This window comes from Bacteroidia bacterium (genome assembly GCA_041391665.1).
GTDB lineage: Bacteria > Bacteroidota > Bacteroidia > J057 > J057 > JAGQVA01.
The window spans coordinates 1,714,708-1,728,312 of sequence record JAWKNO010000002.1; the positions used below are offsets into that span (position 1 = coordinate 1,714,708).

12 protein-coding genes are annotated in these 13,605 nt (G+C 46.3%); 7 read left to right on the forward strand and 5 right to left on the reverse strand.

The genetic code is table 11. The features are described from left to right. Positions 1-57 precede the first annotated feature (57 nt). Positions 58-1,557, forward strand: a complete 1,500-nt coding sequence (locus R3D00_18670; GenBank protein MEZ4775215.1) for a DASS family sodium-coupled anion symporter — start codon at positions 58-60, stop codon at positions 1,555-1,557. Here R3D00_18670 and R3D00_18675 read toward each other — a convergent pair whose 3' ends face one another. From R3D00_18675 to R3D00_18690, 4 genes are read right to left on the reverse strand one after another with little or no spacing between them, the layout of a single operon-like run. Then, positions 1,558-1,884 carry a MazG nucleotide pyrophosphohydrolase domain-containing protein gene (locus R3D00_18675; protein ID MEZ4775216.1) on the reverse strand — a complete coding sequence of 109 codons (327 nt, stop codon included), beginning with the start codon at positions 1,882-1,884 and terminating at the stop codon, positions 1,558-1,560. Between the two features lie 33 nt (positions 1,885-1,917). Beyond that, complete coding sequence (locus R3D00_18680) at positions 1,918-3,324, reverse strand: TolC family protein (GenBank protein ID MEZ4775217.1); 1,407 nt, start codon at positions 3,322-3,324, stop codon at positions 1,918-1,920. A gap of 29 nt (positions 3,325-3,353) precedes the next feature. Next, positions 3,354-4,706 (reverse strand): HlyD family efflux transporter periplasmic adaptor subunit, encoded by a 1,353-nt coding sequence (locus R3D00_18685; GenBank protein ID MEZ4775218.1) that lies wholly within the window; start codon positions 4,704-4,706, stop codon positions 3,354-3,356. A 16-nt stretch (positions 4,707-4,722) separates the two neighbouring features. Then, on the reverse strand, positions 4,723-6,465 hold the full coding sequence (locus R3D00_18690; protein MEZ4775219.1) for an ATP-binding cassette domain-containing protein: 1,743 nt from the start codon (positions 6,463-6,465) through the stop codon (positions 4,723-4,725). 146 nt (positions 6,466-6,611) lie between these two features. On the opposite strand from R3D00_18690, the gene R3D00_18695 reads away from it, so the two are divergent. Continuing rightward, on the forward strand, positions 6,612-7,007 hold the full coding sequence (locus tag R3D00_18695; protein ID MEZ4775220.1) for a GNAT family N-acetyltransferase: 396 nt from the start codon (positions 6,612-6,614) through the stop codon (positions 7,005-7,007). A 54-nt stretch (positions 7,008-7,061) separates the two neighbouring features. Beyond that, the gene (yfbR, locus tag R3D00_18700) at positions 7,062-7,640 is read left to right on the forward strand and encodes a 5'-deoxynucleotidase (protein MEZ4775221.1); all 579 of its coding nucleotides are present in this window, start codon (positions 7,062-7,064) and stop codon (positions 7,638-7,640) included. Positions 7,641-7,657: 17 nt separating this feature from the next. Here yfbR and R3D00_18705 read toward each other — a convergent pair whose 3' ends face one another. Continuing rightward, positions 7,658-8,611, reverse strand: a complete 954-nt coding sequence (locus R3D00_18705; GenBank protein ID MEZ4775222.1) for an alpha/beta hydrolase — start codon at positions 8,609-8,611, stop codon at positions 7,658-7,660. Positions 8,612-8,728: 117 nt separating this feature from the next. On the opposite strand from R3D00_18705, the gene R3D00_18710 reads away from it, so the two are divergent. From R3D00_18710 to R3D00_18725, 4 genes are all read left to right on the forward strand, one after another. After that, positions 8,729-10,468 (forward strand): potassium transporter TrkG, encoded by a 1,740-nt coding sequence (locus tag R3D00_18710; protein MEZ4775223.1) that lies wholly within the window; start codon positions 8,729-8,731, stop codon positions 10,466-10,468. A gap of 12 nt (positions 10,469-10,480) precedes the next feature. Then, the gene (locus R3D00_18715) at positions 10,481-11,164 is read left to right on the forward strand and encodes a TrkA family potassium uptake protein (GenBank protein MEZ4775224.1); all 684 of its coding nucleotides are present in this window, start codon (positions 10,481-10,483) and stop codon (positions 11,162-11,164) included. Positions 11,165-11,184: 20 nt separating this feature from the next. Continuing rightward, complete coding sequence (locus R3D00_18720; GenBank protein ID MEZ4775225.1) at positions 11,185-12,525, forward strand: OmpA family protein; 1,341 nt, start codon at positions 11,185-11,187, stop codon at positions 12,523-12,525. A gap of 70 nt (positions 12,526-12,595) precedes the next feature. Beyond that, positions 12,596-13,423: a DUF1080 domain-containing protein gene (locus tag R3D00_18725; GenBank protein MEZ4775226.1), complete on the forward strand. Its 828-nt coding sequence runs from the start codon at positions 12,596-12,598 to the stop codon at positions 13,421-13,423. Positions 13,424-13,605: the final 182 nt, after the last annotated feature.

A 13,605-nucleotide genomic window follows, 5' to 3' on the forward strand; every position in this document is an offset into this window, starting at 1 on the left:
TACTTTGCAGAGGGTTGCAAGATACGCTTTTCCAAAATTACTCCTATATTCATACCCATGCAAAAAGGAAAAGGCGCGCGTTCAAGAGAATTTACCGGGCGATGGCTGGGTCCACTGCTGTTTTTGACCGTCATTGTGGTTGTGCATCCCGAAGGTCTTCCTGAAAAAGGGCGGATTGTACTTGCCGCTACGTGCTGGATTGCGACGTGGTGGATTACCGAAGCCGTTCCTATTCCGGTTACCTCTTTGCTTCCCATTGTGCTTTTTCCATTGCTTGGGGCCGCCCCGATCAAACCTGTCGCGCAGGCCTATATCAATCCGATCATGTTTTTATTTATTGGCGGGTTTATGCTTGCGCTTGCCATGGAAAAATGGAACCTCCACCGGAGAATCGCCCTCAATATCATCGCACGGGTCGGCAGCAATGCCCGCCGAATCGTTCTGGGTTTTATGCTTGCTACGGGTTTGATCTCTATGTGGATTTCCAATACAGCGACAACATTGATGATGGTGCCGATTGCATTGGCGATTGTCGGCCAGATGGCGCAATTTAAGGGTGCAGATGAGGCCAGCGAACACCTTAAGAGACTAGGCAAAGTGCTGATGCTGGGTATTGCTTATTCGGCTTCTATTGGCGGACTGGCGACATTGGTAGGAACGCCCACCAACCTGATTTTTACCGGTTATGTCCTGGAAGTCTATAAAATGGATATCACTTTTTCACAGTGGATTGTATTTGGGTTGCCGGTCTCAGTTTTGTTGCTTGGCGCTTCGTGGTGGTTGCTGGTGAATGTGTCGTTCCCTCTGACCAAAATACCCGGAGAACTATGGAGAGAAGAGATCAGACACGAACTGAAGCTTCTTGGGCCAATGCGGCGGGAGGAAACGGTAGTGTTGATTGTCTTTGGTTTGGTAGCTTTGGGATGGATGAGCAGCGAATATGTATTAAAGCCCTTGATTCCGGGCATTCATGACAGTATGATCGCACTAAGCGGCGCGATAGTTTTGTTTATGATTCCATCTTCAGAACCGGGAAAAATGGTGATGGACTGGCCGGCGGCGCTACGATTGCCGTGGGGAATATTACTGTTATTTGGCGGCGCTTTTGCCGTAGCGAACAGCTTTGAGAGTACCGGCCTCGCCGGGTGGATGGCAGAACGCCTCGCCGGTATGCAGGGAATTTCCTTTTTCCTTGTACTGCTGATCCTCGTTACCCTTGTCAATTTCCTCACCGAAATCGCACAAAATATGGCCGTATGTACCCTGATGATGCCGGTAATTGCCGCGCTCGCTCCGGCTATCGACGTTCACCCTTTCCCGCTCATGGCGGCGACCTGCATGGCCTCTTCCTGCGCCTTTATGCTGCCCTTTGCAACTGCCCCCAACGTGATTGTCTTTGGATCCGGGCAGTTGGAAATGAAAGACATGATTCGTGCAGGGGTATGGCTGAATGTGGTTTCCATTGCCATTATCGTTCTCTACACCTGGTTTTTTCTGGGAAATGCATGGAATCTGGATATGATGAAGTTTCCCGAGAACCTTCCGGCACAACTATAATCACGATTCCCAGACCCGGCCACTGTTCTCCGCTTCTTTATCGCGGTATGCTTTTTCGAGGTCAACTTCAAAGCGGTTGGCGAGTTCGAGCAGATAACTCAGTACATCGGCAAATTCTCCTTCCAGGTCTGCGCTTATATGCGCTTTAGCTTTTTCTTCATAGAGCTTTTTCTTCTTGCGAATGGCTTTGGCAAGTTCGCCAACTTCTTCCATAAACAATAAAAAAGTCTCAGCATCAGAAGTTTTGTCCCAGCCGCGTTCCTGGCAGATCTCATGCTGATAAGTCTGAAGGTTTGCGAGGGAGGGATTTTCAGGTATTTGGGGCATAGTTTTTCCCAAAGGTAGCTTTCAGGCGGATTTCTACAAAGGCATCATCCCCAGTGCCCACAACAGAGAAACACTGGACTTCTGGTATTTGGCATTGAGATCCAGCCATTTGAGCCTTGCATCGATCAGTTTGTTTTGCCGGGAGTTGACCAGAAAGAGATTACTTTCCCCAATATTAAACTTTTGCCTTTCGGCCTCGAGCATCCGCTCGTAGTTGACGAGGGTTCTGGAAAACTGTTCGATCTGTATGCGAAGGTTTGCGATCTGATTGGCATAACTTTCTGCTTTATTTTTCAGCAAAAGGGTTTTCTCAGACTGGCTCAGCATGGTTTCCTGCATGTAGATATTGACCAGTTGCAGATCTGCTCTGGCTTTCCGGAGAAACACCGGAAAACTCAGGCTTACCCCCCATTTGTAATTTTGGGTAGAGAACTGATTGATGACATCAGCGCCGGTAGATTCTGTCAGAAACTGATATTTCAAATCAAGCGCAGGTTTTAGCTGTTCTTTTTTCCAACGTTTTTCGACTTCGAGGGCAGCCAGTTTATAGTCGTAAATACGGACATCGGGATGTTGTTCGGGTATTTGCGAGATAAACATTGCGACAGAATCCGCATTCAACGGAGAGATCATCGGCACATCGGTAAATAAAGGAGGAACCAGCTCATCTGTAATGTCGAGAGGGACATTGTTTTTTCCCCAAAGATAACCCGAAAGCCCTTGTGTATGGTTGAAGTAATTGATCTGGGCTTCATTGAGACTGACTTCCAGGGTTTGCAATTGGATAAGCGCCTCCACCGTATCAATCGCTGCTTTATCCCCCTGAAAATAACTTTCCTTTACCGCATCCAGCCCAATTTGCGCCAGCTCAATTGCCTGAGTAAAAACAATCACCTGATTCCAGGCATTTACCCATTCCCAATACTGTACAGAAGCATCATACAACAAATCATTGAGGATCGTCTGGCGTTCAGCTTCCGTTGCCGAACTATAAATCTGCGCCTGGCGAAGTGTTTTTCTACGCTCGTCAATAAACAATCCCTGACCGATCGGCACCGAAACCCCTGCATACCATAAGCCTGCATCGGGCGTGGCATTCTCAGGGTTCAGATATACTCCGCCGGTACGCTCCAATCCGGCTTTTACCTCTATCCCAAACCAGGTGGGGATTTCCAGCCCGGTATTGAGCATCTGGTAGTACTGTTTCTGGTCAAACTGTTTTTCGTCCAGATAACCATATAAGTATGGATCGAACGCGCCACGTGCTTTACGCACATTCATTGCGCCTGCTTCCGTGATAAGCTGCGCCTGTTGTGCTACGGGGTGAAATTCCAGGATATTTCGCACCATCTGGTCCCGGGTAAATACCATAGGACTCTGGGCAAAGGAAGACAGGAAACCAGCGAAGAACAGCAGAAAGTAGAACAGATTTTTTTTCATGTTTTTAGCAATCGAAACAATCCTTACGATCATTTTTTGGCAGATTTTTCGGTTTTGGTTTCGTCTTTATAGTAGTCGGGAGGGAAACCGTTGAGCTGTCGCCAGAGTTCGTACCAGATAGGCACATCTTTGAGCAGAGCCAAACCCAGCGCACCAGAACCCACCCGTAATCCGGTCGGCCACTCCACGTCATTGGGATCAGGAGCCACGAGCAGTCGGTATTTACCATTTTCACTGATAAAATTGTCGATCGCTACTACCTTACCACCAAATGTTCCAAAAGATACATTCGGCCAACCAGAAAAAACAATTGATGGCCATCCGTCAAAAATAAACCGCACCTGCTGTCCTTTTTCGATCAGGGGAAGATCCATCGGGTAAACATAGACCTCCACCGCCAGATCATAACGCACAGGCATGACCGTCATGAGTTGTTCTCCGGATTTCACGGTTTCCCCCAGACCCGTACGCACTGCCTGTGTGATATACCCATCCTGGGGCGCTGTGATATAATACATCCCCGTACGCCTTGAATAATTGGCAAACTGGTTTCTCAGCTTCGTTACCTGTCCTTCGGAGTCATACATATCTGAAAGCGTGGAGAATCTGTCCGATTCAGCCTTTGCGAGTTTTTCCAGATATTGATTTTCGATAGAGTTAAGTTCTACCCGGGCGTTGAGCAGTTCATTTTGGGAAATGAGATATTTGTTTTCCGCACCCACCATTTTGGCCTGCGTCTCCTGAAGTTTCATGGTTTTTTCTTCGAGATCTGTACGGGGTTTGATCCCGTCATTGTACAGAGTCTGTGCCCGTTCAAACTGGATACGCGCAATGTCGTAGTTGGTAATCGCCGCGTAATAAGCAATGCTGTCGGAAGTTACTTTGAGTTGGGACTGGCGCAGGTAGTTTTGCGCCTGGCTGAGCTTAAGGATACGGGTTTCATTGAGCGCCTCGATCTGGTTTTCAAGCGCTTTGGCCTTATTGGAGTAGGCGCCGACGGCAGAGCTTTTTGCATCGATCTGCTGCTGTGAACGGGAAAGTAGCTGCGGGTCAAAATAGTCATCCTTGATCTCCGAAATAAAAATCAGGGTATCGCCTGCATTTACGCGCTGCCCTTCCTGGACATACCATTTTTCAATTCTTCCATCAATGATTGAGTTGATCGCCTGCGGCCTTTGCTCTGGTTTTAGCGCTGTCACATTGCCTTTTGCGCGAATAAACTGCGTCCAGGGAAGAAACATGACCGCAATGAAGACTACCAGCGCACCAACCATCAGACGAGCGAGTACTCTGGCAGCACGGGCTTCAGATACCATCGAAAAAGATTTAAACTTTTCGATATCAACTTTACCTGTGATTGTATTATGACTTATATTCAACATAATTTTTTTCGAGGAATTATTGAGATAGTTTTCCGCCGGAAATTTTCTTAAACCAGGGCCGCTCGCTGATTTGCTCGAAGGTCCCTTCATCAATCACGCGCCCGTCTTCAAAACCAATGATCCGGTCAAATTTTCGGGCTACTCCGATATCATGGGTTGCGGCTATGACCGTCCATGAATGGGTAGGGTCAAGCAGATATTTCATAAACCGTTCCTGATCCTGGGTTTCAAGATGAACAGGCATTTCTTCCAGAAGAATCAGCCGGGGGTTGCCGACAAAAATCCTGGCAAGAATAATTTTTTCTACCGTGCTTCGGGGAATCTGCCGCCCTTCCGGTAACAACTGTGTGTAAAGTCCGTCAGGCAAAGTTTTGAGATAGTCTGTCAGTCCTATTACCTGACATATTTGGCGCGCCTCTTCAAAACCCAGGCCAGGCCGCCCTACCGTAATGTTCTCCAGAATCGAACCCTTAAAAATAATTTGCTTGTCCAGGCTGTCGCCCATACACGCGCGAAGATTGCCGATATCCAAACTGCCCAATGGGATATCATTATAGGAAATAGCACCCCTGAAATCCTCATACAATCCGGCTATCATATTTAATAACAACGACTTTCCGGACCCGCTAAATCCTGTTATCACTACCCTTTCACCAGGGTTGATTTCAAGCGTAATATCTTTAAGAATGTCTTCCTGAGCCTCCGGGAAACGATAAGACAGATGGTCGATGGAGACTTTAAGTCCGCGTAACGAGGTATTTTGGGTTACCGTAAAACCACGGTCGCTTTCCAGTGGGATATCGGTCACTCCACCCAGTTTTTCCAAAGCCGTGAGAACATCGTAGATTGTTTCCATACTCAGGATCAGTTTTTCAACTGAAGCAACCACCATGATGATAATGATCTCAGCTGCCACAAACTGGCCGACATTCATTTGCTGCCTGATGACCAGCAACCCGCCCAGAATCAACAGCCCGGCCGCTACAATGACCTTAAAGCCCACCATGTTGATGTACTGCAAGATCAGCACACGGAAATGCGCCTTGCGCGACTTCAGATAACCACCGACAAGCTCATCGGTACGCTCCATCGGCAAGTCTGTTTTACCAGCCAGTTTAAAGGTCTGCATCGCACGAGCCAGTTCTTCCAGCCAGTGCGCTACTTCGTATTTATATTTTGACTCATACAGACTTGTTTTGAGTCCTTCAGGGCCGGTAAACCGAAAGATGAGAAAAACAATAAACAGAAGTAATATGCCAAAAAAGATGAAAAACGAATGATATAAGGACAGCAAGATCAGTCCGAATATCACCTGTAATGCCGCCGAGGAAAAGTCAATCAGAATTTTGGAAAGCCCCTTCTGTACAGAAAGTGTATCAAAAAAGCGGTTGACCAGTTCCGGTACATACTTTCGGTCAACGGAAGCGAGGTTTAACCGCGGAATACGATAGGCAAACTCGAAGGCAGACCGGGTGAAGATTTTCTGCTGAATTTTTTCCGATACAGATAATTGCATTACCTGAAGCCATCCGCTCAATGCAATCCCCAGGATCACAATTGCTACCAAAACGATCCAGGAGGTTGAAACCATCCCCCCATTGATCAGGTTGATGATTGCCTGAATTCCCAAAGGCAAGGAGAGATTGACCAGACCATAGAATACGGCGTAGAGGTAAATGATCAGAATTTCCTGTTTTTCAACCTTTATCAGCCGAAAAAACCGCTGCAACGGGGAAAAAGGTTGGTTAGTTGTATCCATCTTAAGGTGGTTTATCTATTGAATCGTAGAATATTACTCTCAAAATCAATAGTAATACTATTATTACTCAAAAAAGTTTAAAAAAAACTGCCTTTTTTTACCCACATACTTCTGGATTCATTGTGTAGTTTTACAAAAAAAATCTGATGATTCTTCGTCCATTTGACTCTAAATATGACAACCCGGCAATTATAGAAGAGATTTTGAGCTATAGTGCTGCAGGAACAGAAGATTCTGCCCCGTCTGTGATATTGATGCAATATAATGAATTAACTGATCAGGATCTTTTTATTGGATCAGACAACGGGGTGATACTGGGTATCGCAGGTGTGCGCTATCTGTCCGATGGGGATGGAGAAATTGCCCATTTGGCTGTTGTGCCGGAGGCCAGAAAAAAAGGCCATGGCAGGGAAATAATCGAACTGCTGATGTCCATGTACGGTTTGCCCGGGCTGCTGGTAACTGCCGGTGAAGATATCAGCGCCTTTTTTGAAAAATGTGGCTTTTCAAATCAGGGCGGGGGAAAATGGCTTAAAAAATAAAAATAGCACTTAGAAATAGCACTTAGAAATAGTACGAATAATTAGTACACAGATATGTCTCACTTTTTTGCTTACCTCTCCCGCATGAAGTTTATCCAGCGCTGGGGGCTCATGCACAATGTACATACAGAAAATATCCAGGAGCACAGCCTCCAGGTTTGTATGATCGCCCATGCCCTGGCAGTGATTAAAAACAAAAACTTCGGTGGCACGGTCAACACCGAACGGATAGTCATTCTTGCCATGTACCATGACGCGAGTGAAGTCATTACCGGAGATTTGCCTACGCCCATCAAGTATTTTAGCCCCCAGATTAAAGAAGCCTACAAAGAAATCGAAACTGTTGCCAATAACCGGTTGTTTTCTTTCCTGCCCGAAGCATTTAAGGAGGAATTTTCGCCCCTGTTTTTCCCCGAACCATCAGACGATCTTCACTGGCAACTGGTAAAAGCCGCAGATAAAATTTCGGCGTACTTCAAATGTGTAGAAGAGCGGAAAGCGGGAAACCTCGAATTTGCGCAGGCCGAAAAGGTGCTGCTGAAAAGTGTTCACGATATGAATATGCCCGAAGTAACCTATTTTATGGAAACCTTCGCACCGAGTATGGAACTTACCCTCGACGAATTAGAATAACGTTCATTCAGACGCAGTTATTCCGCTAAAAAATCCCGAATGGTTTGCAGATATTTTGCAGGCTGTTCGGTCGTAATACTATGCCCCGCGCTGCGTATTACTGCCAGCCGGTGATTTTGAAAAAGCGTCAGATACTCGTGGGTATATCCCCATTTCTGGTTATCGCATTGTCCTTTCATAACCAATACCGGAATCTGTGAAGAGCTGATTACGGGACGAGGATCTTCTACCAGGTTAAATGATTTCATCGTCATAATATGTGAATAAAAACCACTTCCCACAGGGGTTCTTATATCAAAGGAAGTGTCGCAAACGGTAGATTTATTCAACTCGTCGTTGAGAAAAGCCATAAACATATCCGCTTCGAGATCTGAAGCAAGTTTATTGCCGGTCAGTTCAGCCCATTTTCTCATAGCTTTTGCTCTGAGGTTACCGGCCTTTTTATTTCCTTCTGCATTGGAAAAATAGGGTTGCCGCAGATCCAGACTGTCGGGAGATTTCTCCCGCGCAAGTTCCACATTTACCGGAGGAATCGGGCCAGGCCCGGTAAAAACTACTTTTTCGACTTTTTCCGGGTTATCAGCGATAAACAAAACAGCCAGTACAGCCCCCCAGGACTGCGCGATAAGCAGGACCCTTTCTGCACCGATTTTTTTGACAATCTCCTCCAGATCGCGTTTATGGCGGTTGGGGGTATATTCATCGATATTATTGAGTCGGGAAGATTGTCCGCCGCCAACCTGGTCATACAGATAAATATCATACCCATCTTCAGCAAGTGGAGCCAGCCGCTTCACCTTACTTTCATCAATGAAACCTCCGGGACCACCATGCAGATACAGTATAGGAAAAGGTTTTTTATCCCCATTCCCCGGAATTTGAATATAACTGATGTCCGATCCGGTAGCAAGCTGCCAGTAGTGTTTGGCATCCATTTTTTCAAACGGCAGCACATCGTACGTACGAGGCACAAAGACCAACCAGGAAAATATGAGGAGGCTAATAAACAGCGTGAGTATTATAAGTTGGCGGAAATTGATTTGCACAATGACGTGGCGTTAATCTGGTTTTGTTCGTAATTTTGCCGGATGAAGGCAGGAAAAACCGAAATTATTGAAAGAACGGCGTTTTATTCGCTTACTGGCACCCTGTTTATTATTATCTATGACCTGGGGTTTAATACAAGTCCTCCGGTAGCGTTTTTCCTGCAATGGTTCTATATGGCTATTTTTTTCATGGAAACCTATATCCTTGTGCGAAGGATTTTCTGGGGGAAAAAGGCCAACTTCCGTGTGCGTCTTGCAGATTTCCTTATTCTGATCTTTTCAGGTATTTCAATCTGGCTACTCTTCGAGTTTGCATGGGAACATATGTATGTACACCCCTGGGTATATTCTTCCGTTGTGGTGCTATTTGTCCGCGAATTATCTGAATACACCATCTACTATCAGCGAAGATACCTCAATCCTGCGCAGTTGTTTATCGCTGGTTTCCTGCTGCTGATCCTTTTGGGATCGGGTCTGCTTATGCTGCCCAATGCCACACATGGCAGGATATCATTTATAGATGCGCTGTTCACTTCGACCAGCGCCGTATGTGTTACCGGATTGGCGGTAGTAGATACGGGAACATACTTTACCGGACTTGGGCAATTATTTATTATGGTCCTGATTCAGCTTGGCGGAATTGGCATCATGACTTTTACCAGCTATTTCAGCTATTTTTTCAGCGGGGAATCCAGCTATGAAAATCAGTTGATTCTCAAAGATATGGTCAATACAGACAAGCTGGGAGAGGTATTCGGAGCCCTGCGCAAAATCATTGTGCTCACAATCGGGATTGAGCTGACAGGCGCCACACTGATTTTTTTAAATCTTGGCAATGTGCCGTTTCCTTCAATCGCAAAAAAGGTGTTTTTCTCACTTTTTCATGCAGTATCCAGCTTTTGCAATGCGGGGTTTTCGACGTTGTCCAACAGCCTGTATGAAGAAGGGTACCGGTATAATTATCCCCTCCATCTGGTCGTGCTGGGTCTGTTCGTATTGGGTGGCATCGGTTTTCCTATCCTGTTTAATTTCATGAAATATTTTCGGTATCAGATCTCCAATCGATTGATCCCGTTGGGTACACAGCGCGAAGTGATCCATAAACCCTGGGTGCTGAATATCAATACACGAATCGTACTGATCACGACATTGCTTTTGCTCGTGGTGGGCGGCGCTTTGTTTTATATCCTGGAATACGACAACACCCTGGCGGAGCACAGCGGTTTTGGGAAAATTGTAACGGCCCTTTTTGGGGCAGCAACGCCTCGTACTGCGGGCTATAATACGGTAGATACCGGTGCGCTTAAGCCACCAACCCTTATGATCGTACTGTTTTTGATGTGGGTAGGCGCATCACCGGGTTCAACCGGAGGAGGGATCAAAACCAGTACGCTGGCGATTGGTACGCTCAATTTTTTCAGCATGGCAAGGGGAAAAGATCGCGTAGAGGTATTTCGCCGGGAAGTTGCAGATTCCTCCATCAGAAGAGCTTTTACGATTATATCCCTTTCACTGATCGTAATTGGAACGGCGACATTTTTTCTGGTCATGTTTGAAAAAGAAAAGACGCTGATCTCACTGGCCTTTGAATGTTTTTCCGCCTATAGTACTACCGGTTTAAGTATGGGGATAACCGGAAGTCTGAGCACAGCCAGCAAATTTGTCATCATTATCACCATGTTTATTGGAAGGGTAAGTATGCTGTCTATTATGATTGCCGTTTTACGTAAAGTAAAAAACACCAACTACCGTTATCCTTCAGAAACGATTCTTATCAACTAATCTCAACTTTGTATGAAATATATAATCCTTGGCCTCGGCAATTTCGGTTCTACACTCGCTCAATTACTCACCCAGATGGGCCATGAGGTCATTGGCGTGGACAACAATATGGGGAAAGTCGAGTCATTAAAGGAAAAAATCACCCATACCATTTGTCTCAACAGTACCGATCCCCTTTCGGTGGAAAACCTTCCCCTCCGGGACACAGATGTCGTCATGGTCTGTATCGGAGAAAATGAAGGCGCCAACCTGATGACAACCGCCCTGATGAAACAATACAAGCCCAAACGGCTGATCAGCCGGGCCGTCTCACCGCTGCATCAGACCATTCTGGAATCTATGGGAATCACCGAAATTATCCACCCGGAAGAAGAAACCGCGATCCGTTGGGCAAAGAAACTCAATATCAAAGGCGTGGTAGAATCGTTTGAATTATGTGAAGACTACAATATCGTTGAGGTAGAAGTTCCGGAAAGATATGTCGGCAAAACCCTTGGTGAAATCGACCTGCGAAACAAATACGACGTGCTTGTGATGACAACCATTAAGTTGGATCAGGAGATAAATATGATCGGCGTAAGCCGCAAAACACAACGGGTGAAAGGGGTCGCATCTGCCAAAACTGTACTTGAAAAAGGAGACCTTATGGTCATGTATGGGCATATCCGTAACATCAAAAAATTGCTAGAAAACTAATTTAACCATTTATCACCTATATGCTGAAAGCAAATTTCTTCTTTGTTTGTTTTCTACTGGTTGTTTTCTCTGTCAAAACGACCGCACAACGCACTGTTACGACCGACACCGACTGGGCCAAACAACAGGCTACGCTGACCAATGCCCCCGAAGCTGATTTTATTATCCGTATCGGGGATGTGGACAACCTGGGTTTTGGCTGGCCTGAAAATTTTGATCCCTTCTGTGGAAGAATGACTGAATCACATTATTACCCCTGGGACGCCAACCCCTCCGACCTTCCCGGATTTGACCGCATTCTTATTTCCAGTAGATTCAACCCCAGTATCGCCTATAACTGTGGCGGAGATGGTTATTCGGGTAAACATGACCCAAAGATTACAGACCCTGTGGAATGGTCATTGCCGACAGGTATTCTCAAAAGTGCTTCCATAAACAATGCCTGGCTACAAATATTTATTGACGACTTTCAGGCACCCGTCTTTTGCTCCAGGTTTCAGCTCACGCTCAATGGAAAACGATTTGTCGAAGGCGAAAAAATATTGAATGCCATAGAACAAACCGGGCCGGTAGGCAAACTCGTATCTTTTCTGATACCTGAAGAGTTTTATCCGGCACTGCTGAGTGGAGCCCCTTTAAAAATTAAAATTGATGAGGTAAACGGCGTCGCAGACGGCTTTGCCGTGGATTTTGTGAGACTGCTCGTCAATCGCAAACTCGAAAACACCTGCGTGGGTACGGTCAGAGGATATGTCCTGGACAAAGAGACACAGGCAGTCATCGCCGGAGCTACCGTTTTTTCCTCTGGCAATGCCTCCACCCAAACAGATGCTGAAGGAAAATTTTCTTTTGAAAATATCCCGACAGGATTTGAGGTTTTGGGCGCCTCATACCCCGGGTATACCGATGGAAGAGGCACGGTAGATGTTGGCGAAGGAGATGATAACTATGAAGTGTATATATTCCTCGAAAAAGGAACAGGGGTAGCTAAATACGACAACAAAAACCTCAAAGTAGGGGAATCGATTAATCTCAACAACATCCTCTTCGATCAGGGGAAAGCCACCCTTCGCCCCGAGTCCAAAACCGAGCTGGAAAAAATTGTCGCCTTTATGAAAGCCAATCCTACAGCAGAAATTGAACTCTCCGGCCATACCTCTTCGGAAGGAGAAAGAAAGTTCAACCTCTCGCTTTCTTACCAGCGCGTGACGGCATGCAAAGAATATATCATCGCTACGGGTATCGATTCCGGAAGAATTGTCGCCGTGGGATATGGCCCTGACCGGCCTATTGTCAGCAATGATACAGAGGCAAACCGGGCGAGAAACCGACGGGTGGAAATGCGTTTGGTGAAATTGTGATAAAGTCGGAGGAAAAACTATATTTGGTACTCTATCATATGATTAACACTAACTACCAACTATTCCTCCGATGAAAAAAACGAAGATCCTTTTCCACACGATTTTACCAATACTGGCAGTTGTACTGGTTTTATTTGGTTGCCAGTCCGAAACAAAAACCGAATCAGAAACTGATACAAATACAGAAACCGCGGGCCAGCCGGGTGTTGGCCTTGCGGCGCCTGCGGATGCGGAAGTTCTGTTTGACGGAACCCGTGAGATGCTCGATGCAAACTGGACGTATTGGGACGGGCCGCGGCTAGGTGCAGAACTCCCCATCAAATGGGAAATCGTCGCTGACCCCGTGGACGGTGGCACCTGTATGAGCAGCAATGATCCGGCCTCTGCAGGCGGACTTTATGGTGCAGCAGATATTGTCACCCAAAAAACCTATCGCGACTTCCGCGCACACGTTGAGTTTCTCATCACTGCACCCGGCGGAAACAGCGGAGTATACCTGCAAAACCGGTATGAAATTCAGATTTTGGATGGCGATACAACTTCTCACGGCCTGGCTGCGGTCATCAACGAAACCCCTTCCCCCTATTACGCCTACAATGGGATAGGAAAATGGAATGCCTATGATATCGAATTTCGGGCGGCTCGGTTTGAAAACGGTGTACTAACAGAGAAACCGATGGTTACGCTGTATTTCAACGGACAAAAAGTACATGTCAACCAAACCATCAATCAGGTTTGGGGCGGACCCAATTCGGGAATTGATGGCGGAAATGACGGAGGCAAAGGCATTACGGATACTCCCGGCGGACTGAAACTTCAGGCCGAGGGGCACGATGTGCGTTACCGCAATGTCTGGATCAAAGAGTTGAACCTCGAACAAGCGAATACAGACTTCTGATCTAATTTTTGATTATTTTTCTCAGAACATATTGGTTGCCTGCCTGAATTTTTACAAAATATATTCCGGCAGGCAATTCTGTAATGTCAAGCTTTGCATCCGGGAGATGCATAACATCAGAGGTATTTACGCCCGGTTGAAGGTATCATCGCCACCTTTGTAGTAGACCAGGTATTCGATCG

Bases quoted from the DNA above. Each gene is read 5' to 3' on its own strand.
- R3D00_18675 (MEZ4775216.1), bottom strand. From the start codon at position 1,884: ATGCCCCAAATACCTGAAAATCCCTCCCTCGCAAACCTTCAGACTTAT.
- R3D00_18685 (MEZ4775218.1), bottom strand. From the start codon at position 4,706: ATGTTGAATATAAGTCATAATACAATCACAGGTAAAGTTGATATCGAA.
- R3D00_18680 (MEZ4775217.1), bottom strand. From the start codon at position 3,324: ATGAAAAAAAATCTGTTCTACTTTCTGCTGTTCTTCGCTGGTTTCCTG.
- R3D00_18720 (MEZ4775225.1), top strand. From the start codon at position 11,185: ATGCTGAAAGCAAATTTCTTCTTTGTTTGTTTTCTACTGGTTGTTTTC.
- R3D00_18715 (MEZ4775224.1), top strand. From the start codon at position 10,481: ATGAAATATATAATCCTTGGCCTCGGCAATTTCGGTTCTACACTCGCT.
- yfbR (MEZ4775221.1), top strand. From the start codon at position 7,062: ATGTCTCACTTTTTTGCTTACCTCTCCCGCATGAAGTTTATCCAGCGC.
- R3D00_18695 (MEZ4775220.1), top strand. From the start codon at position 6,612: ATGATTCTTCGTCCATTTGACTCTAAATATGACAACCCGGCAATTATA.
- R3D00_18690 (MEZ4775219.1), bottom strand. From the start codon at position 6,465: ATGGATACAACTAACCAACCTTTTTCCCCGTTGCAGCGGTTTTTTCGG.
- R3D00_18725 (MEZ4775226.1), top strand. From the start codon at position 12,596: ATGAAAAAAACGAAGATCCTTTTCCACACGATTTTACCAATACTGGCA.
- R3D00_18710 (MEZ4775223.1), top strand. From the start codon at position 8,729: ATGAAGGCAGGAAAAACCGAAATTATTGAAAGAACGGCGTTTTATTCG.
- R3D00_18670 (MEZ4775215.1), top strand. From the start codon at position 58: ATGCAAAAAGGAAAAGGCGCGCGTTCAAGAGAATTTACCGGGCGATGG.